29 protein-coding genes are annotated in these 24,862 nt (G+C 40.9%); all 29 read left to right on the top strand.

Annotated elements, in window-relative coordinates:
* The first annotated feature begins 79 nt into the window (after positions 1-79).
* The 29 genes from QFZ78_RS00980 to QFZ78_RS01120 all read left to right on the top strand — a co-directional run bounded on the left by QFZ78_RS00980 (position 80) and on the right by QFZ78_RS01120 (position 24,818).
* The gene (locus QFZ78_RS00980; RefSeq protein ID WP_307544587.1) at positions 80-1,579 is read left to right on the top strand and encodes a hypothetical protein; all 1,500 of its coding nucleotides are present in this window, start codon (positions 80-82) and stop codon (positions 1,577-1,579) included.
* Positions 1,548-1,751 (top strand): hypothetical protein, encoded by a 204-nt coding sequence (locus QFZ78_RS00985; protein WP_307544589.1) that lies wholly within the window; start codon positions 1,548-1,550, stop codon positions 1,749-1,751. Before QFZ78_RS00980 ends, QFZ78_RS00985 begins: the two co-directional genes overlap by 32 nt.
* A gap of 166 nt (positions 1,752-1,917) precedes the next feature.
* A complete protein-coding gene (locus tag QFZ78_RS00990) occupies positions 1,918-2,082 on the top strand; it encodes a hypothetical protein (protein WP_307544591.1) in 165 nt (54 codons plus the stop codon).
* 43 nt (positions 2,083-2,125) lie between these two features.
* Positions 2,126-2,593, top strand: a complete 468-nt coding sequence (locus QFZ78_RS00995; protein WP_307544593.1) for a hypothetical protein — start codon at positions 2,126-2,128, stop codon at positions 2,591-2,593.
* A 698-nt stretch (positions 2,594-3,291) separates the two neighbouring features.
* Positions 3,292-3,894 carry a hypothetical protein gene (locus QFZ78_RS01000; protein WP_307544595.1) on the top strand — a complete coding sequence of 201 codons (603 nt, stop codon included), beginning with the start codon at positions 3,292-3,294 and terminating at the stop codon, positions 3,892-3,894.
* Between the two features lie 456 nt (positions 3,895-4,350).
* A complete protein-coding gene (locus QFZ78_RS01005; protein ID WP_307544598.1) occupies positions 4,351-4,722 on the top strand; it encodes a hypothetical protein in 372 nt (123 codons plus the stop codon).
* A gap of 331 nt (positions 4,723-5,053) precedes the next feature.
* The gene (locus QFZ78_RS01010; RefSeq protein WP_307544600.1) at positions 5,054-5,527 is read left to right on the top strand and encodes a prepilin peptidase; all 474 of its coding nucleotides are present in this window, start codon (positions 5,054-5,056) and stop codon (positions 5,525-5,527) included.
* A 5-nt stretch (positions 5,528-5,532) separates the two neighbouring features.
* Positions 5,533-6,090, top strand: coding sequence for a hypothetical protein (locus tag QFZ78_RS01015; protein WP_307544602.1), 558 nt, complete (start codon positions 5,533-5,535; stop codon positions 6,088-6,090).
* A gap of 28 nt (positions 6,091-6,118) precedes the next feature.
* Positions 6,119-6,418: a type II toxin-antitoxin system RelE family toxin gene (locus QFZ78_RS01020; RefSeq protein WP_307544604.1), complete on the top strand. Its 300-nt coding sequence runs from the start codon at positions 6,119-6,121 to the stop codon at positions 6,416-6,418.
* Between the two features lie 30 nt (positions 6,419-6,448).
* Entirely contained in the window at positions 6,449-7,528 is a 1,080-nt protein-coding gene (locus QFZ78_RS01025) for a GGDEF domain-containing protein (RefSeq protein ID WP_307544606.1), read from the top strand.
* Positions 7,529-7,680: 152 nt separating this feature from the next.
* Positions 7,681-9,222 carry an S-layer homology domain-containing protein gene (locus QFZ78_RS01030; RefSeq protein ID WP_307544608.1) on the top strand — a complete coding sequence of 514 codons (1,542 nt, stop codon included), beginning with the start codon at positions 7,681-7,683 and terminating at the stop codon, positions 9,220-9,222.
* A 360-nt stretch (positions 9,223-9,582) separates the two neighbouring features.
* Positions 9,583-10,071, top strand: coding sequence for a hypothetical protein (locus QFZ78_RS01035; protein WP_307544610.1), 489 nt, complete (start codon positions 9,583-9,585; stop codon positions 10,069-10,071).
* 273 nt (positions 10,072-10,344) lie between these two features.
* Positions 10,345-12,114 carry a DUF4365 domain-containing protein gene (locus tag QFZ78_RS01040; RefSeq protein ID WP_307544613.1) on the top strand — a complete coding sequence of 590 codons (1,770 nt, stop codon included), beginning with the start codon at positions 10,345-10,347 and terminating at the stop codon, positions 12,112-12,114.
* A gap of 479 nt (positions 12,115-12,593) precedes the next feature.
* Positions 12,594-12,968, top strand: coding sequence for a hypothetical protein (locus QFZ78_RS01045; protein WP_307544615.1), 375 nt, complete (start codon positions 12,594-12,596; stop codon positions 12,966-12,968).
* A gap of 117 nt (positions 12,969-13,085) precedes the next feature.
* A complete protein-coding gene (locus QFZ78_RS01050; protein ID WP_307544617.1) occupies positions 13,086-14,018 on the top strand; it encodes a helix-turn-helix domain-containing protein in 933 nt (310 codons plus the stop codon).
* 77 nt (positions 14,019-14,095) lie between these two features.
* Complete coding sequence (locus tag QFZ78_RS01055; RefSeq protein WP_307544619.1) at positions 14,096-14,704, top strand: MerR family transcriptional regulator; 609 nt, start codon at positions 14,096-14,098, stop codon at positions 14,702-14,704.
* Positions 14,705-15,124: 420 nt separating this feature from the next.
* Positions 15,125-16,027 carry a CpaB family protein gene (locus tag QFZ78_RS01060; RefSeq protein WP_307544621.1) on the top strand — a complete coding sequence of 301 codons (903 nt, stop codon included), beginning with the start codon at positions 15,125-15,127 and terminating at the stop codon, positions 16,025-16,027.
* On the top strand, positions 16,024-17,253 hold the full coding sequence (locus QFZ78_RS01065) for a CpaE/TadZ family protein (RefSeq protein WP_307544623.1): 1,230 nt from the start codon (positions 16,024-16,026) through the stop codon (positions 17,251-17,253). The genes QFZ78_RS01060 and QFZ78_RS01065 overlap by 4 nt, the downstream gene beginning before the upstream one ends.
* A 5-nt stretch (positions 17,254-17,258) precedes the next feature.
* Complete coding sequence (locus QFZ78_RS01070; protein WP_307544624.1) at positions 17,259-18,683, top strand: ATPase, T2SS/T4P/T4SS family; 1,425 nt, start codon at positions 17,259-17,261, stop codon at positions 18,681-18,683.
* Between the two features lie 3 nt (positions 18,684-18,686).
* The gene (locus tag QFZ78_RS01075; protein WP_307544626.1) at positions 18,687-19,676 is read left to right on the top strand and encodes a type II secretion system F family protein; all 990 of its coding nucleotides are present in this window, start codon (positions 18,687-18,689) and stop codon (positions 19,674-19,676) included.
* A gap of 15 nt (positions 19,677-19,691) precedes the next feature.
* Positions 19,692-20,621: a hypothetical protein gene (locus tag QFZ78_RS01080; protein WP_307544628.1), complete on the top strand. Its 930-nt coding sequence runs from the start codon at positions 19,692-19,694 to the stop codon at positions 20,619-20,621.
* Between the two features lie 14 nt (positions 20,622-20,635).
* Positions 20,636-20,776, top strand: coding sequence for a hypothetical protein (locus QFZ78_RS01085; protein WP_307544630.1), 141 nt, complete (start codon positions 20,636-20,638; stop codon positions 20,774-20,776).
* Positions 20,777-20,832: 56 nt separating this feature from the next.
* Entirely contained in the window at positions 20,833-21,009 is a 177-nt protein-coding gene (locus QFZ78_RS01090; protein WP_307544632.1) for a hypothetical protein, read from the top strand.
* Positions 21,010-21,107: 98 nt separating this feature from the next.
* Positions 21,108-21,284 carry a hypothetical protein gene (locus QFZ78_RS01095; RefSeq protein WP_307544634.1) on the top strand — a complete coding sequence of 59 codons (177 nt, stop codon included), beginning with the start codon at positions 21,108-21,110 and terminating at the stop codon, positions 21,282-21,284.
* 63 nt (positions 21,285-21,347) lie between these two features.
* The gene (locus QFZ78_RS01100) at positions 21,348-21,524 is read left to right on the top strand and encodes a hypothetical protein (RefSeq protein ID WP_307544637.1); all 177 of its coding nucleotides are present in this window, start codon (positions 21,348-21,350) and stop codon (positions 21,522-21,524) included.
* A 184-nt stretch (positions 21,525-21,708) separates the two neighbouring features.
* Positions 21,709-22,179 (top strand): hypothetical protein, encoded by a 471-nt coding sequence (locus QFZ78_RS01105; protein ID WP_307544639.1) that lies wholly within the window; start codon positions 21,709-21,711, stop codon positions 22,177-22,179.
* A gap of 16 nt (positions 22,180-22,195) precedes the next feature.
* Positions 22,196-22,771: a hypothetical protein gene (locus QFZ78_RS01110; RefSeq protein ID WP_307544641.1), complete on the top strand. Its 576-nt coding sequence runs from the start codon at positions 22,196-22,198 to the stop codon at positions 22,769-22,771.
* A 58-nt stretch (positions 22,772-22,829) separates the two neighbouring features.
* Positions 22,830-23,387, top strand: coding sequence for an HD-GYP domain-containing protein (locus tag QFZ78_RS01115; protein WP_307544643.1), 558 nt, complete (start codon positions 22,830-22,832; stop codon positions 23,385-23,387).
* Between the two features lie 204 nt (positions 23,388-23,591).
* The gene (locus QFZ78_RS01120; RefSeq protein WP_307544644.1) at positions 23,592-24,818 is read left to right on the top strand and encodes an S-layer homology domain-containing protein; all 1,227 of its coding nucleotides are present in this window, start codon (positions 23,592-23,594) and stop codon (positions 24,816-24,818) included.
* Positions 24,819-24,862 lie beyond the last annotated feature (44 nt).

Raw genomic sequence — 24,862 nt, forward strand, 5'->3', positions numbered from 1 at the left:
TATTTTATGTAAATTAATTACATAAAATCCTTAATAATTTTTGCGTTTTTCACTTATGAAAGAAGGAGGAATAGGGAGTATGACCCAACAAATTATAGATCTAACTAGTTTGCTTAAAAAGAGAATTTCAGAAGAAACCGTAGAGGAAATTCGATCACTCGACCTAAGGGAATTTGCCATTGCAATGGGAGACGAGATCAGACGTGTGGGAAAATGGTATATGACGTATCGAAATGGTGGAGAACGCACGCCTTCTGTCGGAATCAACCCAACGCAACGTAATTGGCAGGACTTTACCCGTCAGGGTGTTGGCGGAAACGATGTACTTTCCTATTATGCCTATCGATTGTATGACGAAACCTCCCTAAAAGACCGAGAACGATTCGTGGAAGCCTGTATACAAGTCTGTGGTATTGCAGGGATTCCATTGAAGTTTCAGGATGGCACGTTTCTTGAACCCGATGGAGAAAGGCGAGTTTCTCATTCACAAATTGTTGAGAGAGACGACCAAGAAGACGCTAAACGTGAAGATAATTGGCTCGATTTCTATTATCGGCGGATGTTAGATCTTTTGGATCTCGGGGATATGCATAGAGATCACCTTAAGCAGGAGCGGGGCTTTACTCCAAAGGAGATTCAAATTCGAGGATATCGTTCGGTAACCGACAATTATCGAAGTCGGTATATGCTAACAAAGGAACTCATTAATTCTTTGAAGGAGGACCCTGTCGGTGTGCCAGGCTTTGTCCTTATGCAAAAAGACCATATGCGGTATTGGACACTTGTTGCAAGGAACGGGTTCCTCATCCCCTTCCGAAACTTATGGAACCAGATTTGCGGCTTTCAACTTAGAGTCGATGACCCAAGAATGATCAAACTACCTCCTGGGTATACAGCGCGTCTGAATAACGGAGAGGTGGATATCATCGACAAAGAGAGTGAATCCGTTGTCTGGAAGGGAGTAAGGGACGATTTTCCAGTGTCTCTAGAGCGGGGAACCGCTGTGCTGGAACCTGGAGCCAAGTATGTATGGCTCTCCACCAGTAAAGATGTTCAGAGGGGAGTTATGCAAGGAGCTCGTATTGGGCATCCGACACCCGCTCCATACCATGTTGCCGTTCCCTCTGCAGTGCTTGAGATATGGAAATCCGGTGATTTAGTGAGCAACGTTTGTGATGTTACGGAGGTATGGTGGGGCGAGGGTCCGCTCAAGGGTGATATTTCCGCAGACTTAACCGACGCCATTCATCTGCAGGCTGCTGGTGTACGGAATTATCGGCAACTCTTTGAACCGACTCTTCAGATCAATCCGAAGCGAGTCATCATCGCATTTGATTCAGATGCTCAGGAGAAGGTTGCGGATGTAGGAAAGACGGTTGAGCAATGTGTAGAGGAAGCAAAGGAGTTGTTTCTTCCGAAAGGAATCGAACTCTATTATGCATCCTGGCATCCTGTTCAGAAGAATGGGATCGCGAAAGGAATAGATGACTTGCTTCGTATGGAGCTAAGGCCCATTATGTATGCATTAGGAGGTGAAGAATACCCTTATGAGTATCCATACGATGAAAAAACTCGGTGAATCTTACCAGTTTCTATATTTGGGATTCATTGTAGAAGGTGTGCTTACTGCTGAGACCTCCACCACCTATGTCTTTGATGCAGCAGCTTTGAAGGATGAGAAGACTGGCGAGAACGTAGAGATGCCGTTGCCCTTTGTGGAGATTGTTAAAGATATGGCTGAAGAATTATAACGAAAAGGATGATGGCTGCCGGGTACTCTGCCCAGGTAGCCTTTTCTTTTACAAGGGAGGCAACATTATTATGATGCAAATGCTACTCGAGTCCGGTATACGGGAGTATGGACCATGATATAATAATTTTTTTTTATGGATGATCGTGAAAGGTAATGAGGACGTGGTGAGACAGCTTTATGATCGTCACTATTCACGTCCGAAAGCCAGCATTGGCAAAGCGCAATTTAAACGCCCAGGCTATAACTTAACTATGAGAACCAAAGAAGGGGACATGCTGGATTTCGTGGCGTTCAAAATTTCCAAGGAAGGACGGATACGAGGCATATGAATCATCCCTATTTAGGAATGAATCACAGCGCCTCAGCTCGTCCATGATTAAGTGGGCGGTTTTTGCAACGATTCAGCAATGGGGGGCAATGCCGCCGGACGGATTTATTACATATGTATCCGACGCCCATGTCGAATCCCAGAATAAAGGGTGCTGTTATAAAAAAAGTGGATTTATTGAAATTGGGAGAAGCAAATCAAGAAATCTTTTGCTGCTTCAGCTCACCGAGTCCAATGCAAGACTCGTATTTAAGGAAATGTCTCTACTGCAAGAACTGCAGGAGATTAAAAACTGGATGCAGGTAGCCATATACAACGGGGAGTGGATCGAGGCGGATTCCTTCCATGAAAAGGGTCTTCTTATTGCAGAGCAGCTGCATGAATTAAAAAAGCAAATGCGCAAGCAGAAGATGGCTGGCTGGACTAAGTTTGAGAGTCCTTTGTCTAAATATGAGTTCTTACTTGAACTTTCTCCGGATGGCTTTGTACCGGAAGATAGTCTAAACATATGATGGCCCGCTTCTGCTACAGAAGGAGAACAGAAAGAAAGAGCGTTCCTCGGATTAAAATCTTATTCCGAGGGACGCTTTATTTTTGTTGCTAACATGCTTATAAGAAAGTTATCTATTGCTCTTATTGGATGACAAATATGTTTTGAAGTGACAAACTACCCGTAATATCAAACAGTCCTGTCTAAGACTTTATTATCATCTAAGACAATGTAGCCAAATTCATTAAAATATCATTTATGACAACCGTACGGTTATTAGTCAAATTCTATTGCTACCAGCCCATATTCAGTGTCTTTATCTAATGTTGCTATAAATTCTCTTATATTTTCACCTTCGTTTGTTGCATAGAACTGATCAATAAAATGTAGAATTGCATTTGGTTTAGCCTTTGCAGTCCATGATCCCCAATCTGTTTTCTTTCCTACCAACTGATTTGTATCAATGTGATCTAAAACTTCCCAGAAAACCTGCCGGCACGATCGGAGCGGGGATCGTCGGCCCTCTTTTTGTTGTCTTGCTATAAATAAGAAGTTGATATTGGTTACTTATACATATACAATAATCTCCTAAATGATAAATGGGGGAATATGGAATGGGAAGAAAATTGACTCATAAAAAAGCGCATGAACAGTATATGCTTGTTCATGATTTACTCGTAAGTAATGGAAAGCAGTATAATAAACTGCTAATGAGGTTCAATGATGAGAATTAATATTTATGCTATCATACTTGTATCAACTCTTTTTTTAAGCGGTTGCGGTACCACCCAAAGCTCAAATGTGGTTGCAGTTGAAACTCCTAAAAGCACAAACGTGGTTGCAGTTGAAACTCCTAAAAGCACAACCCTTACAGAAGACGATCTTGATCGTAAAATGAGAGAAGCAATAGATAGTGCTCGTAAAAAACAAAGTGAAGAGTTAAAATCACCGACTAAAAAAAATTCAACATCGTCACCATCAACATCATCAACAACAACATCAACAACAACATCAACAACAACATCATCATCATCAACAACATCATCATCATCAACCAGTGATTACACGGGAAGCACGTGGCATAAGACAGCTGGAGAAACAACAGGCTATGATTGGGTCAAAATGAACACTAGTCAAAAGAAAGACATAGTGTCTGGAGTTATAAAAGATTGGAAAGCAGCCAGATATAAGTTAAACGCTGATACTGACTATTTTATTACTGAACTTAACAGCTATTACGGTGATAAGTCTACTAACGATACTAATCTCGCAAAGGCAATGAGCCTGATAGGAGTCAGCGGCGGAGTTCTCAGTACTAAGTAAATTCAATGTAACCGCAGCGCATCTAAAGCAACTTGGTTCAAGTTTTAGCAATGTGCGTCTTGAGTATGAATACATATCCGTTACGTGGTGCACACAGAGGAACATTGTCATTCAAAAGTAAATTATATGAAGGTACTACGGTTGAAATATTTTTTCTAAATACATGAAAAGTCGTTGAATTGCAGAGGGAAAAGAGAATGAAGGCAGGTTGTCTAGGAGTAATTGTTGTAATTATTTTGCTTTGGATTATTGGAAGTTGTATGAGTAGTGGAGGGAGTGGTAGTTCGTCTAATCCATGTAGAGATGCAGGTTTTTCTGCTTCGGATTGTTCTAAAGGCATGAGAGAATTACAAAGAATGAAATAAGGATACATAATTTTAAACTGTATATTTACACTTTAATGAGATCTCTAATACTATTCGGCGGGTAATTAAACATTAGGAGGAACAAAGCTAAATGCCAGAAGTTGAAATTTATAAAGACTTCCCAATACATAGTTCGACACGATATCCGGGGGCTATCATAAACACTACTAATCCTGAAATCAGAAATTGGGCGTCTCAAGGAGGAATAAAAGAGTACTCCATTCACAAAGCGCCTTTTCAACCGTACCGGACTTACCCATCACTCGAGGAAGCGCAAGCGGCCATTGACGCCCACCTTACGAAGCCTCCATTTAAAGAATCGTTGCTAGCATCTCTAAAAGATCGTGTCCGCAAACTAGAAACGGGGAACGACTCTAAATTCGATCATCTAATCATGAAGGATGAGGCTGTCGAACTCCTGAACGACATAATAAAGGAGATCGAAAGCGGAAAACACGGCTAATATCCTTGTATAAACGTATGATATTGTGGACATAATGGAAGTATGGTGAAGTGCGCCTCAATTACCGTCGAGCTCTGGTAAAATGTGAGTCAGAACTGACATCTGTCTGTTATTATTCCGCGAAAGCGGCAAGTTGAGCTCCCTATGGGAAGCAGCTACAGGTTCGATACCTTAGCGCAGCCATAGGGAGTTTTTGTCTTTTCACTAAATAAAAAATCAAACATTGTGCAATGTCAAACAATACAACATTGCACAATGTCGTAAGTAGTGATAATATGGTGATAAACATTTTGGAAGATAATGGAGCATTGATAGGAAAGGAGCGGGATCTTTGGATTGGCAGCAAATACTTGTATATGGTCAGATGGTACCCATAATGGCTTCAACTGCTTATACAGACTGGAAATACAGAAAGGTGTTTAACATAGTCTCGATGCCGGCGATATTGGCTATGATTATCACCCGAATCTTTGTTCACCCGCAAGGCTGGTTGTTCTATATAGCCGCTTTAGTTCCAGCGCTATTGTATTACATCATTGCACTTATAACTGATGAAGTAGGCGGCGGGGATATTCTGATGGTTGCTTATTTAGGGATAGCAGCTGGCACCGTGGCCACAATGCTCTCAGTACTCAATGCGGGAATTCTGGGGCTAATCTTATTCTATGTCGAAGCTTTTTTCGGAAAAAAAAAGCCAAGTCTACAACAACCTTGGGTTAGCTTATTGTTCGTGGGCTTCTGCTTTGCAGTTGTGCAAATCGCTTGTCTTAAGTTCATCTTTCCATTCATTAATCCTTGGGGGTAGAAATAATGTTTCAACACCATGAAGAAGTTTTTATTTTTGCCGGCCAAAGAATCGAAGTCAGAGACTCCATGCTCGGCAACCTGTATATGGTTAGACTCAAAATCGGGGAGCGATCTGAAACGGTTGAACCGAAAGAAAAAGGATTCCTAACCGGTCCGAATTCAGAATTCTCGAAGTTGTTGGGGAAGAAAGGTTGCACTCTTATTTCAGCAAACTGCGCCAATTCTTATTTACAACGGAAGAGTCGGTATCGGCTTTCCCGCGAATCCCTTCAGATCAAAAAATGGCTAACTCAAAATGGGGCCGCGCAGGGCGGAATACTGTATGGAGAAATTGAGCCGGGACGGGTACGCGGATGGTATATCGTTTTGATGATGCAAGTGGACCGCTACGGAGGATTCATGGATTATGTTGAGCCAGGGTATCAGTTCTTGGGTGAATACTCCATGTGTTACCAGATACGTGAAGAGCGCGGAATCGACGGCATCTACAACAACGGCTGCGAGTTTTTCGTGACGACAGTAAGTGGACAAGAAGTAAAGACTATTTTAAATGTAAAATAATCTAATGATGAGAGGAAGAAAAATCGATATGTATCAAGTAGGGTTTATTTCGAAACGAGTAAAAAAGGAATTTAGCGAGTTCTCCAAACAAGAGCAAAGGGCTATGGAGGAGGCGATCGCCGAGTTAGGTTTGAATCCACGGCCATTAAGTAGAAAGTACGAACAACTTTTATGCTACACTGAAATCAAAAAAATCAAGGTCGGCAGGATTCGTGTTTTTTACAAGATTGATGAAAAGAATAATCAAATTTGGATAGGCAAGCTTGATAATCGTGATAGCCATACATACAAAACCGATCCTAAGAGTTGGTTTCAACGGTCAGCGTAACATACCTCATTATGACTGGGAGAGAAAGATATGATTCCTTATTTAAGCTTAGGTGCTGTTCCTTTACTTGCAGTGTTGCTTTATATTACCAGGTTGTTTTATCGCCTTCGAAAAAAACGCGGTTATAGGTTTCTTACAGTTGGATCGGCGATATTACTTTTATCTGCACTACTGGAAATCACCATTTCGACGACTGCACTCCAGCAACCAATGCTGCCTGTGTTTCTTCATCATCTAGTTCAAGCTCTGTTTAATATCGGCTGGTATGTGAGCGGAATCGCACTGTTTATGCTTAATCGAAACTTGGCCAAGCGAGGAAGGATAGTTCTTCTTTGTGTTCTTCCTGTGATCTTGATTATCAGCTTCATGCCGGCATATATCAGTATGTTCATCTGCGGTCTCGCTGCGATTTTTGTAGCTGTACAAATTTCTAAGTGGTTGCCTGAGGCTAATTCAGGATTCCGCTGGCTGCTCATTTTATTTGCGCTTTCTGAGCTGTACGGTGGTATAGAGCAGCTGCTTCCCAAAAGTTTGAACTTGCATTACGCAGTTCTAGTACATGATTCATTCTTTATTGTTGGCTGCAGTATGGTCCTTGTTCTCGTAACGACGCGGATTTCAGATGTTTTGGAAAACTCGTACAAGTCATCCATTACCGACGGTCTTACTGGGCTCTTTAACAGAAAGTACTTTATGAGTGCAGTGCAAAAATATGTGGAGCGGGCCTCGGACGTGGCGATAATCTTTTTTGACCTCGATAATTTCAAAAAGGTCAATGACACACAAGGACACAAGGCTGGAGATGATGCTCTCAAGATAGTGGCTTCCATCCTGAAGGAAGAGATTGAGGGTCGTGGGATTGCTGGAAGGTTCGGCGGAGAAGAGATGGTTGTGCTCGTAACGTCGAATGAAACGGTTTTGCTTATAGAAGAATTCTCGGAGCGGGTGCGTAAACGTATTGAAAAGGAATGCGTTACAACAGCAAGTATTGGTTTCGCTCGGTATTCGAAAGGCCTTCCTGCAGATGAGCTCCTGAAGCGCGCCGATGAAGCTATGTATTTCTCTAAGTCAAATGGCAAAAATCGTGTCACGGGTTTCATGGTTGCATGAGCAGAAACTCCACTCCTGATCAAGGAAAATAAAGTTCGTTAGTGGAAAATAGAATTCGTTAGTGGATATCACAAAAGTAAACAGTTTATCATCAAGCGAAATAACCGCGGTAGTTTTTGCATTTGTTTCTATTACATACATCGGGGGTTCTCATGAGAAAAAGAATTGTAAGGCTTGTTGCAAGCAACGCATTAATAGCATCCTTATTTACTATGGCAACAGCGAATGCACAATCTTCCACCTTTATGGATACCAAGGGTCATTGGGCTGAGGAAGCCATACAAAACATGATTCAGCTAAACATCGCAACCGGATATGAGGATGGAACATTTAAACCCGATGTAACCATAAGCAGAGCAGAGTTTGTAACAATGCTATCGAAAGCGTTAGGCCTCAAACCAGAGGTAAATACAAATCAAAAATGGTATCAGCCGTTTATTAACGCAGCCGTTGCTGCAGGGATTCATCGTTATGAAGATTTTACCCAAGACGTAGAACGACCTATTACTAGACTAGAAATAGCTAGATTAGTAGTCAGATCAATCGGGAATGAAAATAAAGATTCAATTGCGACCACTGATAGGTACTATGCTTATAGAGCAACGGAAACCGGACTTCTGCAAGGTTTAACCGGCGGTCAACTTGGACTGGACGAAATATCGACACGTGCGCAGGCGGTAACAGTTATCAACCGTGTCCTGCAACTAAGATCAGGCGGTAAGCTAAAGGTAGATAGAGCTGCATTAGAATTAGCTGATGTAGCATTAAATGGTACCAATTTCAGATCCAAATTAGACAGGGCATCTAATATAGAATTTCCCTATACAGTTGAACTTGGCGGGATAAACTGGACCCTCCATGAGGTTTACCTGATAGACGGTAATGATACCAACTCTCCTTTTATGCAAATTGTACGAGAGGAAGATGCCAAGTATCCGCATATAAAAAGAAATTATGATGGACAGATTATTACCATTCTGAAAATGACTTATGATTTGGGAGACGGCGGACGAGGAGATACCGTTATTGCAGATCATTATTTCAGTACAGGTGGCAACTCAATAATTAAAGCCTTTAGGAAAGACGAGACCGGCATTAGGGAAGGGTACCAAATTTATGTTGAATCCAAGAAAAAGTATATTCGTTCAGGGCCCTATATCCAATTAAGCGATTGGAGAACTAATGAAGATCACCAATTGCTTACGGCTTATGCAGATGAACATCCCATACCTTATAAAAAGGAAGAATTGTTGGATGCTATTCTAAAGTCAGTTGACAGCAGTTGGTTAGAATTCTCAAACAGACGGATGTCTCCTGACTTTAAAGGTACGTGGTATGTTCCCGGGGTAGAAGAAATAAACGGTAAGATTTATGGCGGTTTTCTCTATCGGGACTCATTAAATCCTAGTTATTCTAAGCTTGTTGCATCTTATACATCAAAAGGGGTTATGCCCTATGTCAAAATAGAAGATGTGTTAAGTGCGAATAATGAACCTAACATGGAAAATTTCAAGGTTGCAGTTAACTTAATGAAAATTTTTGGCCACAAAGTGGACGATAGTCTTATCAACGAATTTAGTGAGGTTGCAAAAACTTCCATCACTAAAGATGTTCAGTGTGAGGGTTATTCCGTACACATCTACAAAAATAATAATCAGATCACTGTGCAGTTTATTCTCCAGCTTGATTCTTAGGAAGGCACAAAAACAATAAACTGGTCATTGACTAACGAACTTTATTTTCCTGAATCAACTCCTGCTGCTGATCGGGGAAATTAGAGATCGTTAGTGGAAAATAAAGTGTTTTACTAGAAAATAAAGTTCGTTAATCGGTTTTACAACTGTAAACATTACGAAATTAGCGCCAGGATCAGACTAAATACACGGTCGTCGGGGAGGTTACCGGTATTAGAATAAAAATAATAGCTAAACCTAAAGCTTTTAAGCTCGGATACTAAGGGCTTTTCATGCGATAGAGATCGATCCTAATGAGAAGTTTTTAATACTGATCATGCAAGATGAAGATTAAACTGACGTGATAGGAGGATGCAACACATGCGCTTTTACAGTAATAATAATGTCTCAATTGCTTCTATTAACGTACTCAAGCTAATCTTTATTTTAATAATTCCTGGTACCATATTAGGGTTTATAATGTTCCCCGAAGCAGGTCTATTCGCTCCAATAATGGGTATTTTCATACCAGTAATTGGATTCATTGTTTTTATTTTTATCATTAATCTCATAACTCCGAAACGACACGGAAAGTTTACAGATTATGATGGTTCACCTGTTGAAGTGAAAATAAATCAGCTTGAGTACCGTGGAAAAACAATAAACTTTGATTCAATACAATATGCCAATGAAACATATCTTTATAGTAGATGTTATACGATTAGCTATGTTGACGATAAAGGAAGATATGTCAAAGAGCGTATCAGTTTTGGTTTTGAAAGGAAAAACGAATTTGAAATGTTCAAATCAGACTTTCTATCAAAATACAGAATGCATATCAGTCCACGAGAAAATATTTGTGTAGGGTGAATATTCCCCTCCCTTGATAATTCGATAGTGGTTTTTTTTTTGGCTAACTGATGACCATGCTACTGCCGCTGCTGCTGCTGAGAAACATTTAATGAAATCATCGGAAAATATAGATACAGCCGAAACTGTGCTTATCAATGTTAGTAGATATAAGCGATTAGCATGGCACGAGCGACTACAATAATGCTGCCCAATAATTTGAATACGAGTTGTAGAATTTGTACAATGCTATTGTTGGAAAAATTATCTTATTCGAAAAGGATGATGGCACAGATGATGCTGTCCAATACACAAATAGAGCGCCTAGCTGTAGGTGCAGTTACAACTGCGGCACATCAACCAGGCTCATACTTGAATGCAGATATACCTGTCGGTGATAAGGGAATATCTTTTGACGGGTCCATATCTGTATTTAGAGATGGATCCGAGAAAAAGGAATCCTTGGTAGGAATCGTCCCAGTACAAGTAAAAGGTAATACGGTGGATCATTTCCATGAAGAAAATCGGTCTTTTTCCTTAGAAATGGCCCATTATAGAAATTATTTAAACAGCGATGGCGCCTTGCTGCTCGTCGTTGATGTCAAGATGAGTGGTGCGACTAAAATATTTTATAAATCACTCTTAGGGATGGAACTCACTCGAATTATTGAGAAGTACGGTCACCAGAAGACCAAATCCGTAGAATTACGTCCACTTGAGGAAACGAATCTCTATTCGGTTTGTCGAAAGTTTTTATCAGAGAAGGAACATCAACCCAAAGTCCTTGTAAAGAACAATTTGTTCCCTAAGGACTCTTTCCAAGCATATACGCTCACTAGCTTAACGTATAATCCTACGCATACTACGACTAGCTCGATATTTGAGCACGACTTTACTATTTACGGGATGGCGAATAACATTCGAATACCTCTAGATATTGGTAGAATCCAATCCTTAGGAACAGCAGGATTAACAAGATTCGAAGTTAACGGGCATTCATATGACTTTCGTACGAAAATATCCGTAGAAGAAGATAAAACAATCCTCATTCTTGAAGAAGTGTTCTCCATTACTATCGAACAGAGCAATATGAAGTTACATTTTCGTTTTTTAGGGTTCCATTCTCTAGCCGCGCAATTACAAGTCATCCCTTTCCTCAATGATATGTTTGCTGGCCATCCCGTGCAGTTTGCAGGTTCATTTTTTGAAATTACACAAGGCAAAGAATTACAAGATGAGCTCCAAAGTGTAAAACAACTTCATAGAGAAATTGAAGATGCTTCTATTCTTTTTAAGCATTTAGGAATTCAAAATAATACAGTTTTTAATGAAGCAAAGGATGCTGATGATCTCGGTTTGATTTTATACTTATTGACAAAATCAATTAATCAGAAAAAATTAGTAGGTATCAAGATTAAGGATCCAGAAAGTACCAAGCTTATTAACGTAGAGCTCGGGGATAAGTCTGTTCTCGTATATTATAATCCAAAAGGGGATTTGCTAATATCTAACGGCTACGGAATGGATATGCTTGAGTTACGCATTGATATCCAGTTCGAATCTGGGGATACTTTTCCGCACAGTGTCTATACCATGCTTAGTGTGGATACATTGGCGAAAGCGGTAAATCTTAACCCCGAAACATTAAAGAGGTCGTTCGATCATTTTGATCCATATGAAACTGAGGCTGCGTCTAACTGGACTAATCAGTTTTGTCTCAGATGTATAAACGCTTTTGACTTAAGCGGAAATACTGATCTGCTCGAGGTTGCTGATCATTTGTATCAGAGAGCACGATCTTCAAATCCGCCCGACCCGGTAAAAATCATTAACAGGCTTCAAATAAAAAAACGAATACATGGGAGCCTAAGGGAGGAAGACAATGAAATTCTCATCCAGTTAAAATTGGATGGAACTAAACAGGATAATCTGGAGCTTGTATTTTGTACTAACGTGTTACTCGCGAACAAAATGGAGGCGAATTCAGCCTATCGGCAGTTTGAAAAAGAGAAAAAGGAATTTTATGAAGACCTTCCCATATTTAAGTTGTTAAAGGATCTGTAATTGAAGACTCTCACTCCTTTGTTTCTAGTGCTAGTATCTGACAGATATCAATGGTTCAGAACTAATTCTTATATATGGGCTGATAAGTCTGAAGTGTCAGATGACTTAATACAGTATATTACGTAATACTAGAAAAATAGCTATTCAACTCCCTCGGTGAACGTTACTTAAATTTAGATCTCCAGCGGCCAGTCAGTAGATAAACGGATTATTAGTTGCCATACTTATTAATAAAATAAGCCTTATCTTTTAATACTGTCAGGAATCAAATTAGTTGGGGGATATGATGATTTTACAAGAGTAAACATCACTAACGAACTTTATTTTCCACTTTCACCTCATTACATTTTGAAAAAGTCTCCTAAGTAACAAACTAATTTTTAATTATAATTCTCATAAAAACTGCTTAATTACTGGATATTGGCTAACGAACTTTATTTTCCTGAATCAATCATTTTATGAAAGGTGGTTGTACTTAAGTGATTAAATTATTGATTGTTGAAAAAAAGAACCATCTTCTTGAAGGTGGTATATGGAAAGCGATTATTGATCCCAATGCCATTTCTGTCGTATATGTGGGTTCAATTGATGAAGCTGTCGAACTGGAACATAAGGAAGCAATTAACGTAATAATTGTTAGTGGTTCTTTGCTTATAGATAGTCATCTAGAATCGCGTAAGACTATTGATCAAAACTTTCCGAATGCAAAGTTCTACATTACTTCAATGTATGAAGAGGAAAGCTTTAAATGTTTTGCGGCGGATGGTTTTGTGTCAAAGAAGGCAGCCAATGCTATTGAGTTTATTAAACAATTGCAAGGGATAGTGAATTTGCATGTGACTAGGGAAGGCTAGATGATTGATTGCTGCTTTAATTGATCCACCTCAGATGCGAGATGGAAAATACATCTTCCCAGAAGGGAAAATTCAATCAAAATTAGTCGATAGTAATTTATTTGGGGGTAACGGGCTTTGCTAACAACTGATGACGCGATGACCGAGCTTAACTTGTCTAGACGGACTATTTTTGAATGGATCAAGAAAGGGATATTGCACCCCATTGGATCGCGGGATGGATTACGATTTTCCCCTGATGAGATTAAAAAAGTTAGAGAATTTTTTAATGAACATGTAACCATGAGAGAGGCAGCTCTCATATTAGAAGTCCCGTTGCAATTCATCAAAAGCTGGATTGAGAAAAACGTAGACCCTGCATTCCCTTCACATCCATACCTGCGTAATGCAACTTATGCCATCCCTAAGAAGTGGATTGATTCTCACCGTGTTGAGATATGTGGAGAATTTAATGGTCACAAAAACAGGAAAAGAAATACGCCAAAAGAGATAAAGGGGCGTGAGTTGAATCCCTTTTTTAATGGATACCGCCTGTTCGATAGCGTAGATAGGGATGGGGAACATTGCTGGATTGTTGATACGGATCCGGTCACAATCCTTTGTAATGGCAAAATGGTAGTATTGGATAAATCCGTTCCAGAGGGGACTAGTGAGCCTTGTCTTAATTTGCCTTATGCTGCAAGCAAAGGGGCAGTACGATTCAGTATACCGCACGCATCATTGGATGATACGACTCTACACATGTTGGGGACCATGGTCCATCAATTTGGCACGAAGAATATTCGGATTTTTTGGGAGCAAAATTCATACCTGGTTGTCGTGAGGAATGGCATGGTCTTACGTAACCGTGAGAATGAAACGTTATTGAAGAATTATATTGTTGATGGTGAGGTCTTCTCAACTGATGAAGGGATTATCTTAGGCGATTTTGTACATAGACTAACGATCTCCTTACATTATTCAGAATTTCAAAAATTACACAAAGCAACTGATGGTCATGTACAAGAATTGATATCGAAAATTATTAGACAGCATTTGGAGAATAATTAATTTGAATGAATTGCCTTTAATTGGTATTTTATTCTAACTTTATTTTATAAAGAGTTGGTTTGTGGTAATATTATACTATGAAGAATGAGTACAAAGTAGGAGAATTCGCAAAATTGATTGGCAGAACTGTAAAAACACTACAGAGATGGGACCGTGATGGAACTTTAGTTGCTCACCGCACTGAAGGAAATCGTCGCTTTTATACCCATGATCAGTATTTGCAAGTGAAATTTAGAGATCATCGTTCGGCAGGAAAGGGGGCTGTTGTCGGATATTGCCGTGTTTTCAACAGCGAGAGAAGGCATCTGTACGACTACCAACATAGAGTGATTCTCGAGTATGCTATTGAAAATAATATTTCAGTTGATCATTGGTTGTATGATACCGGTGGACTTCTAAACGAACGGAAAGAATATACCAAACTTTATCAAATGGTCGTAGCCGGTGATGTGAGTCTATTAATTGTTCCAATACAAGATAGATTAATGAGATACGGATATGAAGCATTTACCTTCTTGTGTGGGTTACATGGGACTACAGTGATATGTGTTAGCGACTATCGTCCAGTGAATGAACACTTGATTTCTCCGCCTGATGAAGAGACGGATGAATTATTACAGCTATTGACTTTTTATCGCCGAGTAAATAAACAAAAAGTCATTGAGAAAATTAATGAAATGCCTTAGTGCTAACATATTGCATTTGAACGTGTGCAAGTTTATACTAAACGTGTGTGTTACTAGTTCAGCATTGAGAGTTGCTGAACTAATTGTTCAAGATAACGTGGCTCTATGAGTCGCACCTTCCTTAGGGAAAGTGTGTCATCATAGAGCTTTTTTGTGTTTACAACTACGTAATATGACAGGTTTCGACATTAGTTCTTTATATCTATTTACACGATTCGACAAACTTAGATTACAGTGTCTTTTAGACCATATAAATAGAAAAATTTGTCGCTATTTTAGTCCTATGTGTGTATAATAAACACGTACAACACAATAGAAGGAAAACATTTACATATAATTTGTCGATACATAGGTCTTGTATCTTGTACATCATAGAGTAGAATGCCCGTAGGACATAGGGCTATCTGGGGAGTGATTCGTTTGCGGAAAGTAATTATTGGGGCTTCGGGAGTAGCCCTTATGGCGATTTCTGTCGTTGGCAATCTATATTTTTCCAAATTAACAGAGGTCAAATTCACCTCTACAATTACGGTTAAGCCAACTCGGTTGCTCAAGTCAGGGGAAATCATCGAAGCATCCATGCTGCGACAAGTATCCATACCCGAGGCCGCTCACGTCAAAGAAGCAATCATTGATTCAAAGGATCTCCTAGGCAAGGAAGTACTCGTGCCTGTTGGGGAGAACGAGGAAATTGCATCATGGAAAGTCGGTACTCCGGGTTATGTTCCGAGGGAAGGCGAACGTTATTACAGTTTTAAGACGGATGTCACGACGAACGTTAATAATATGGTCCGCCTCGGAGATTCGGTAGATGTTTGGGTTGAGTTTGATAGTCCAAAGTTGATCCGGACTCCAAACGGGTTGGAAACGATAGGTGCTGTAAAGATCATTGAAGGGCTTCGAGTTACATCGATCAAGACCGCAGAGGGAGTTGAGGTTTGGGACGTTAATGCGTTGGAAAACCTGGTTCAAAGTGACTCCGACCAACTCGCGAATAGTCGTGCAAAATCAACAGGAAAGCCCGAAACGAATACATACATCATGAACGATGACACTTACAGTGCGTACGCACTTGGTTCAATTGGCGGGAAAATAAAACTCGCGTTACCAAACCTAAATAAACGTGACATGCCACCGGCTAAAGTTACGGATTCCTTCCTAGAGTTGCAGAGGGCGGATGCCTTTTCGAAACAAAATAAGGGAGAAGTTACGGTAAAGAGCAATCTTAAAGATACGGAAGTTAAAGGGAGCAATTCTAGTGCCCAACAGCCTCAGTCATCAACTCCGCCAGTAACACCTACAGCTACGGAGGTACGTAAATGAGAGTTCTAATAGGTATCAAGCAACAAGAGGCAATGGAAAGGCTTCTGGAATATCGAAAAGAAGGTATGGAATTTCAGATTGTTGATCAAAAAGACGAATTTTTATTCCACCTTGCAAATAATTATGATGTCGTTTGTGCTGATGCCGGTCTATTCACCGATCTGTATCCATGGGTATGGGTTGATGAAATTAAGCGTGCGTCAACAGGTGCGCTGGTTTACATCACATTAGACACGGTTACGTACGATTCAGCGATGATATCAATTATCGAGAAGTTGGCGTTGGATTACGATTTCACTATTCTTCCAGCACAAATTTCATCTGAAAAGACAGCTTATGAATTTGCCAAAAACATACTCGGGTTTGAACGAAGTCAAGATCAACACGTTGAAGGCGGCAAATTTATTTCAGTATTGCCAGCAGCTGCGGCGGACGGCGCCTCGACGGTCGCAATGAATACGGCCCTTGCTATTGCTTCGAAAACAAAATTACGTGTGGGATTAATCGACGGGAATCTGAAAAACCCCTCATTGCGATCTCACTTAAACATTTCGGATCGGATTAAAAGTAATTTTCAAATACGAGCAAAGCTGCAGTCGGGTACGCTGGACCCATCCTCTTTAGAAGCTGCATCTGTCGTACATAAAAAGTTTTCTAATCTTTATGTTTTGCCAGGCAGCCACCGTAGGGAAACGGCCTCTGATGTGACACCGGAGATGATTTATCACCTAATGAGCGTCGCTAGACAGACTTTTCATATTACGATCATGGATGTCAGTTCCTTTGCAGATAATGCAGCCACGATATGTGGTGTTAGATATGCGGATGAGAGATGGTTGGTTTCTCAACCGATTTATACATCGTACCGGATCAGCTGGAAAGAATGGTTGGAATGCTACTGGCGACTATGTGGTTTAAGTTCAAAAGACTTTAAGCTTGTGATTAACCGGCTACAAGAAAATGATAAGCTCGAAGATATGATTAACTATCTCGACATGGATGTAGCAGGGAAGATCCCGAACGTGGGTGGTGGATTGGGTGTTAAATCCATTCACGATGGTATCCCTCTATACTTACAAGCTGATTCGCAGATCGATTCCTTTAACCAAGCAATTAATCAACTGGCCTCAACGATTGCAGATAGTAATAGTACGGACTTTGTCGCTGCCGCTTCTGAGCAAAAGCAGCCTGGCTTCTTTCGTAAAATATTCCAGAATAGGGGGTGACTATTGTGACGGAAACTGTGATGAAAATGAAACCGCGTATTGCCTTCGATTCATATAAACATCTGCAAGATATTCGACAAGCGAAGGCAAAAGAACAAGCGAGTTCATCCCTTCGTCTCATTCATCTTGGAGAGGGACGACGCATTCCTTTATCTCAAGCTGTAGAGATAGTCCATAAGCATTTAATGGATCGGCAGCAGAAGGATCAAGAATTATATCGAGACATCCTTGCGGCGGGCCTTGGTGAGATCAGTGCAAAAGACCGGATGAAAGCAGTTATCGATACGCTCATTATGGAGTATCGGATTGAAATGGATCCTGATACTTTAATAGAAGGAATGAACGCAACCGAAAGTATTTTTGCTCAAACATGTGGAGCTAGTCTTATTGAAGATTTAAAGGATCTTCCAGGTGTCGAAGAAATTCAAGTCATTGATAAGGATATTTTCCTCATTATGAAAGGGGAAACGATCCCCTATACCAAGCGAAAGTTCAATTCCACCGAAGAGGTCCTTATCTTACAAGATCGACTTGCTCTATGTGGGAAAAAGCCGATAAATGAAAACGCTCCGTGGGTACAGTCGTATTTATGGAACGGGTCGAGGCTTGTTATGTCAAGAGCGCCATACTCGGATGTGCCAGCCATACATATTCGGAATTTTATTGTTCGTGATGTCACTCTTGAAATGCTCTCATCGGTGGAGTACCGAACGATCAATTCCAAGATGGTAAAATTGCTAAAACTTTTTGTTCGTTATCACGCTTGTATGTTGATCGGGGGTTCTACAAATACAGGTAAGACTACTTTCTTGTTTGGTCTTTGTCAGGAAATCCCTGAGCAGGAGCGTATCAGGACTTTGGAATCTGATTTTGAAATTGCCCTTAGAAGAAGGTTGAAGGGAATTCGAAGCATCCTAGGTGTACGCAAAGTTGATGATATTGGCCTCACCATGGAGGAAGCTTTTAAACCTTTACTTGTCATGTCTCCGCACTGGGTTGTGCTCGGCGAGGGGCGGGGGGCGGAAATTAATCAGGCCATACAGGGAGCTCTACGTGGACATGACGTCATGGCGACAATGCATACCAAGTATCGTGAATCATTTGTCAGTGACGTCATTGATATGATGAAGCAAGACGGTCGTATTCATGATACAGAGGATGCAAAAAAACGGATTGCTCGAGCTTTCAATATTATTATATTCCTACGACTGGTAAAGATAGATGGTCAGAATTACAGAATCGCTACAGAGATCACAGAACTTTCAGTGGATGATGAAGAGAAAGTTCAGGTCAGGCCTTTGATCGAATGGGATTACCTTAACCGGGAGTGGAAACTAACGGGGCACAAAATTAGCCGTCCCCTCATGGACCATATGATTGCCAATGGTGCGAATCCGAGCGAGTTTAAAGAGCTCGGATTCTGGGAGTAGGACATGATGAGTAATCTTTTTTCTCCAATGCTTGTATCTGGGTTCGCAAAGGGACTATTCATTTCTTTGTGGATTATTGGAACGGTAATGATTGCTATTCCGGTTCTTCAAAAAATTGCCGCTGCTATTCAAAAAAGAAGAAGATTCAGGAGTCTTGGCGATCCGGAAAAGGAAATAAAAATATCTTTTCGGAAGATACCGCTCGTCGATCGCTTCGCTGTTGAAATGGAGATTGCAGAAATCAAGACGAGTGTAGAAGTTGTACTTTCGATTATGCTTGTGGGCTTGTTGGTTGGCGGATTTGGATCGACCGGGGCGATTTATCTTCTGCAACAGGCCTACGCTACCGGTACCGATCGGATAGCTTCAACGAATCCAGTGTTCTTGAGTTTATGTACAGGAATATTATTCGCTTCATTCCCTTATTTTTATATTCGCTTTCGATTACAGCGCAAGAGGCATCGCATTGCACTTCGTATGATTGCACTTGTGCAAAACTTGATCGGTCATTATCGGCCTCGCATCACGATGGCAGAACTTGCTTCAAAAGCAGGTCCTACCATGCACGCAGATGTTCGTGCCGAATGGAAGAGACTCGAGCTCTCCCTTCGCATTAAACCAATTAAAGATGCCCTTTATGAATTTGCGGAGCGCTTAGACAACCACTGGGCTGATGATCTAGTAGACATCCTCCTTATTGGGATTACGCGAGGTGTTAATGTAACGGGGGCTCTTCAAAAGTTAGTGAAGGATATGCTGACGTCAAAGAAAAATGAGGAGAATCGGCTCGCAATGATTACGGTATATCGTATCGGTACAGTGTTCCTAGTGCTTGCTGCGTTTGGTATCGTCCTTTTTAACGTTATTGCTGATCCGCCTAATTTTAAGCACTATTTCTTGGAACCATTCGGTAAATTCCTTATGGTCCTTACGTTAGTCGTTCTGATGGGATCCATGATCATGGTACTTAAATCAGGACGTAAGCGATTCTAGCAAGGGGGGGAGCGCTTGGATTTTTGGTATTATTTCTGGAATTACGGATTTAAGGGGATCTTAATAATCTGTTTTGGAGCAGGTGCCTTGTTCTTCTGGTTGCCGATTGTATCTAATATTCGGTTTACCCGTAACAGCCGTCTTGCAAGATTGCTCGAAGACTTAAGAAAAACAGAAGAAGCACAGTCGTTTTATCAAAGATTAGCTGATGATGAGGAAATGCCCTTAAAGGTCCGCAATTACTATGAGAGAGCAAGACTAGCAGGTCTTCCACACACTTTGACGCATTCGTGGTTTCAGCTTGTTCGTTGGAGTATGGCTACCATATTTACATTGTTTGCCTTTATGTCACAAGTGAGAAGTATAAACGTACTACTAAATCTAAATCTTGGAGCGTATTTCTTCATACTTCTTCTCCTACTGGCTGCGGGATTACTTGGATATTGGCTTCCATTTGTACTCGTAATGGTCTCAGCAAATGGGAAAAAGACAGAGTACCTAATTGAGATCGCTAAGTTATCTCAAAGGTTGCAACTCTGTGTCAATGAAAAGTCGGACATAAGAGAAACCTTCCTTATGGCAAGCAGACCTCTAAAACTGCTTAAGCCGCACATTCAAGAAATGGCTGCTGCATGGGGTAACAATCAAAGGGCTGCTATTGAACGCTTTAAAGATTCCGTTGGCATCTCGGAGGTATATCCTCTCGTGAATGCCCTAATATCGCTAAGCGAAACGGAAGCTAAAGAGATTGTCGAAGTTCTGAAAAATGAGGCCGAAAACATAGATGCTACTCTGGAATCTGATGTTAATCGTCGCATTGAGAACGCGCCAGTATTTATTAGCTTTTATATCATGATTCCTTTTGGAATTGATGTAGTCTTATTTTTATATCCGTGGCTTACCTCCATTAGCACTCAAATTATGACGAGTTTTACAACTCCTTAGGAGGTCCTTTCATCATGACAAAGCTTCTTGTTACGTTGCTTGTATGCGCACTCCTTATGGGTGTTTCAATGTATGTGTTCGGCTCACAGATCTTACCTGCTACTGGAACAGCCGGCACTACTCAGCGTACAAATATTCAGAACGCGTTTAACTAAGCCTTCCAATGGCAAATCGCAAAGCAAATTAAACAATTCCATAGGAGGAATTATTAATGACTAAACTCGTGGTTACTCTTTTGGTCTGTGCATTGCTTGCAGGAGTCGCTTTGTATGTTGGAGGGACGAGGGTTGCCCCTGCAGCAGTAACGAAATCCGGCGGTATAAATACTGCTGTCACAGGATCTTCAGTAGACGAAACTACTGGAACTTTCACAGGAACAGCACCTTGATTGTTCTTGAGAACGTGCTTAAATTATTTCTACCACATAATCCGAATACCAAGCATTTTTAATATGAATTTATTCTTATCTAAATGGAGGAGTTTTCAATGACTAAACTTGTCGTAACTTTGTTAGTATGTGCACTGCTTGCCGGAGTCGCATTGTATGTTGGAGGGACAAGGGTTGCCCCTGCAGCAGTAACGAAATCTGGTGGTATTAATACCGCTGTCACAGGTTCTTCAGTTAACGCCACAACTGGAACGTTTACAGGAACAGCGCCTTAATTGTTCCCCGACTTAGTACTTAATGTTTCTAATAATTTTCATAACTAAATGGAGGGGATTTATTTGACAAAGCTTGTTGTAACTTTGTTGGTATGTGCATTGCTAGCCGGAGTTGGATTGTATGTTGGGGGGACGAGGGTTGCCCCTGCAGCAGTAACGAAATCAGGAAATATAAATACGTCCGTTACCGGAGCAACCGTGAATACTACCACGGGTGTAGCGACGGCCACGGCCCCCTAAGCTATGTCAAAACTCATTATTACTCTATTATTGTGCACGTTTATTTTCGGAATTGGGATTTTCATTTTCCTTGGTAATGGTGGCATCGTACAAGATCTCCAGAATGGCCATAGTCAGATTACCAATAAAGCCCGAGGTTTTGACTATAATACCAATTAGAAAACAGGACAGAAGTGATGGATGTATGACAAAGAGCAGATTTATCCGAGTTCTTACTAACGAAAGGGGCATTGCGAGTCTCCTTGTGACCTTGCTTGTAATGCCCATCCTTTTATTTTTATGCTTTGCGATCGTGCCCTTTTTTGTTTACGCAATGCGGCTCGATCATATGCATATGATTGCTAACCACGCTTTGAAAGAGGCCGAAGTAGTAGGACACGTAAGTCCATCAGTCATAACCAATACAAATGCGCGTCTAAATGCATTGGGGTTAGGGGCAGTTACAGTTGGAGGAACAAGTTACCCATCTTATACAGGCAGTACATCGACGAAAGTTCTAAGGGACGCCGCAGATCCTACCATTACACTAACCTTAAAATACCCTGCTCCTAATTTGACTAAAATGCTGGCTGCAATTCGAGGTTCGGGGAGTAGCTCTACCAACGAAGGTTATTATGTAATAACCCTTTACGGTAGAAGCGAAGCATACAATTGATGAGGAGGGAATTAAGTTGAATTGGCTGACTGCACTTCGCCGGCGAAACCAAGTTTTATTTCGCGAGCAGCGCGGTGGCGTACATATCTTATTGTTTTCCCTTCTTGCTATATTAGCAATTGTATGGATGTGGGTGGTTATCGTGAACTGGATGCTCCAAACGGTTATCACTGACAAAACTAAGCCCCTTATAGATCATGCAACTCACGCCGCATCTTTAGATATAGATCCAGTACAAGCAGCAAAGGGACTTCTTGTCTATAACACCACGGCAGGTACAAACAGTTTTTATAAATACTTACGTCTTAATATGCGGCTCGATTCTACGAACATTCCTGTCGCAGGGAGCTATTTAAGCCAGGCGCCGGTTGTTCATTGGATTGAATTTGTAACGAATCCAAGTTATCCATTTGTCATTCATCGGTCGATCATAGCAAATGGCGGAACATCGGCGCAGGTTACCAGAAACATAGATGTTACAATCTACGGTCCATCGGTTGTGGCTATTGTAGAAATTCGTCAAAATTTAATTGGCTTTGGAAGACAAGAGCCAATTGTCATTAGTAGTGTAGCAAACGTCCGGTTCCGATAACGACATCGTGTTAAAAGCATCCCGGATAAAATAAAATTGGATATCGGGCGGTGAAAGGATGGCTGACTATCTCATATTAGAACGGCTAAGGAAACATCACGCAGAGACTTACTACCATTCTCTTCGCGTTTCACAGCTCTGCTTCCAGGTTGCACAGATGATTGGAATGGATCATGATCAAAGCATCTCTGCGTTACGGTCAGGTCTACTTCACGATGTAGGAAAAATGAATATACCTGATCATATTCTTTCCAAGAAAGGCAAGTTGATGGAATCTGAGTACCAGTTTATACAGAAACATGTTGAATTTGGAGTGCAGATTTTGAAAGATAACGGCTACGAGCAAAATATCATATCCGCCATAGAAGGCCATCATGAGAGAGAAGATGGATGTGGTTATCCAAAACAGATTATTCCGGAAGATGCATTATCCAAGATCGTGGCTGTATGCGACGTATATGATGCCATGACGGAGAAACGATCCTATAAAGAATCCTTACCAAAAGAGTTTGTACTTGAACAAATGGAAATCGGAAAAATAGGAGCCTTTTACTTGCAATATGTAGAGGCTCTAAGATATACAGTTTTGTCAGTTTCAAAAGCAAGTTCAGAATAAAAAATGGCAGAGCGTGTCCAAAATCGTTGTACCAAATGGGATTTGCATGTGATATCATTTAGGGTAGATCAGTACTACCTTCCGCAAGCAAGCGACCCTATGGGTGCAGCGTATGCCATGACAGAATTTTTCTGTCTGTCAAAGACGCGCCTCATAGGGTTTTTTCTTTTGGCAATTAGCGAGAAGAGGCGGGCTGAAATTCATATGAAAAGTGAGTTGATTATGATGATATGGAAAAAGGCTTTTCTCATTGGAGCTGCATTTAGTGTGATGGCTGCTTCAGGTTGTAAGGCAAGCGGAGGCGATCAAATAGCAGTTGCGAACTCAACGCAAGCAAAGGTTGATCTCGTAGACATATCTGATCATTGGGCAAAGGATTCCATCTTGAGTGCCGTAAACAAAGGATATGTAGATGGCTATGAGGATCATTCCTTTAAACCGGATTTTAACTTAAGCCGGGGCGAATTCATTAAAATGGTCGTAACGGCCATGAAATTACCTGTAACAGCGACGACAAATGGTGGAATGTGGTATGTGCCCTATGTGAATGCAGCGAAAACTGCAGGGATTTATCAAAGTGGAGACTTTGATATTAATGAAATGAATCAAGAGATTAGTCGCGTTGATATGTCAAAATTGTCCTTGCGTGCAACCGATAAAACGTTGCAGAATCCAGTCTTGAGGATGGATGATGTTTCTGTTATGTACAACGCCGTAAAGAAAGGTCTGATTCAAGGCCTAATCAACGGGGAACTCGGACCAGAGAAAACCACGACTCGAGCACAAAGCGTAACGATCATCGAACGCATATTAAGGGTACAAGCGGGAGAAAAGCTCCCTACTGACAAGTATGCTGCAAGCAATGCCGAAATTGCGCTAAAGAAAACAAATATTTTCTCCATGGCACCAAGCATTTTTGGCGGTGATCAAACAACCAAATGGGATCCTACTAATCTCTTTATTGCAAGTTCTGATGGAAAGTATAAGGGAGTGATCGACAGCCTAATCCTTATCGATTTGGCGGACCCGAACGATCCCCACCGTTCACTTTTGGGGGATTTCAATTCCTTACGTTGGTTAGCAAATAAGGGGCCGGGAAAGGATCCGTTCGTTAAGGACTACCCCGATAGTTATGTTTTATTCTTTAATATGCATAACGAAGTAAATGAGGATACGGACAAGTACGTGGCTAAAATACCTCGTATTAGCATTCATGGGTTTAGTTCACCAGATCAGACTGCGTTAAAAGATGGGACACTAAACTCACTTGCAGTGGTTTACCGAAAAACTCCTTCTGATTTGCCGGCTTACGTTATCCCGAAAAGTGGACTGCAATCAAGGAGTGGTCGATTCACTATTGATATGAACGTACCGACCCGCGAATCCATGCCAGAAGTGAAAGTAATTTTTGGTGCCCTTTTTACAAATTAACAAGCTCAACTAGGGAGGATCAGTCCTCCTTGGATTGACCATTT

Source organism: Paenibacillus sp. V4I5 (assembly GCF_030817255.1).
GTDB lineage: Bacteria > Bacillota > Bacilli > Paenibacillales > NBRC-103111 > Paenibacillus_E.

Excerpts from the sequence above, each read along its gene's own strand:
- QFZ78_RS00980 (WP_307544587.1), top strand. The coding sequence starts at position 80 with ATGACCCAACAAATTATAGATCTAACTAGTTTGCTTAAAAAGAGAATT.
- QFZ78_RS00985 (WP_307544589.1), top strand. The coding sequence starts at position 1,548 with ATGAGTATCCATACGATGAAAAAACTCGGTGAATCTTACCAGTTTCTA.
- QFZ78_RS00995 (WP_307544593.1), top strand. The coding sequence starts at position 2,126 with ATGATTAAGTGGGCGGTTTTTGCAACGATTCAGCAATGGGGGGCAATG.
- QFZ78_RS01000 (WP_307544595.1), top strand. The coding sequence starts at position 3,292 with ATGATGAGAATTAATATTTATGCTATCATACTTGTATCAACTCTTTTT.
- QFZ78_RS01005 (WP_307544598.1), top strand. The coding sequence starts at position 4,351 with ATGCCAGAAGTTGAAATTTATAAAGACTTCCCAATACATAGTTCGACA.
- QFZ78_RS01015 (WP_307544602.1), top strand. The coding sequence starts at position 5,533 with ATGTTTCAACACCATGAAGAAGTTTTTATTTTTGCCGGCCAAAGAATC.
- QFZ78_RS01020 (WP_307544604.1), top strand. The coding sequence starts at position 6,119 with ATGTATCAAGTAGGGTTTATTTCGAAACGAGTAAAAAAGGAATTTAGC.
- QFZ78_RS01025 (WP_307544606.1), top strand. The coding sequence starts at position 6,449 with ATGATTCCTTATTTAAGCTTAGGTGCTGTTCCTTTACTTGCAGTGTTG.
- QFZ78_RS01030 (WP_307544608.1), top strand. The coding sequence starts at position 7,681 with ATGAGAAAAAGAATTGTAAGGCTTGTTGCAAGCAACGCATTAATAGCA.
- QFZ78_RS01035 (WP_307544610.1), top strand. The coding sequence starts at position 9,583 with ATGCGCTTTTACAGTAATAATAATGTCTCAATTGCTTCTATTAACGTA.
- QFZ78_RS01040 (WP_307544613.1), top strand. The coding sequence starts at position 10,345 with ATGATGCTGTCCAATACACAAATAGAGCGCCTAGCTGTAGGTGCAGTT.
- QFZ78_RS01055 (WP_307544619.1), top strand. The coding sequence starts at position 14,096 with ATGAAGAATGAGTACAAAGTAGGAGAATTCGCAAAATTGATTGGCAGA.
- QFZ78_RS01065 (WP_307544623.1), top strand. The coding sequence starts at position 16,024 with ATGAGAGTTCTAATAGGTATCAAGCAACAAGAGGCAATGGAAAGGCTT.
- QFZ78_RS01075 (WP_307544626.1), top strand. The coding sequence starts at position 18,687 with ATGATGAGTAATCTTTTTTCTCCAATGCTTGTATCTGGGTTCGCAAAG.
- QFZ78_RS01085 (WP_307544630.1), top strand. The coding sequence starts at position 20,636 with ATGACAAAGCTTCTTGTTACGTTGCTTGTATGCGCACTCCTTATGGGT.
- QFZ78_RS01090 (WP_307544632.1), top strand. The coding sequence starts at position 20,833 with ATGACTAAACTCGTGGTTACTCTTTTGGTCTGTGCATTGCTTGCAGGA.
- QFZ78_RS01095 (WP_307544634.1), top strand. The coding sequence starts at position 21,108 with ATGACTAAACTTGTCGTAACTTTGTTAGTATGTGCACTGCTTGCCGGA.
- QFZ78_RS01105 (WP_307544639.1), top strand. The coding sequence starts at position 21,709 with ATGACAAAGAGCAGATTTATCCGAGTTCTTACTAACGAAAGGGGCATT.
- QFZ78_RS01115 (WP_307544643.1), top strand. The coding sequence starts at position 22,830 with ATGGCTGACTATCTCATATTAGAACGGCTAAGGAAACATCACGCAGAG.
- QFZ78_RS01120 (WP_307544644.1), top strand. The coding sequence starts at position 23,592 with ATGAAAAGTGAGTTGATTATGATGATATGGAAAAAGGCTTTTCTCATT.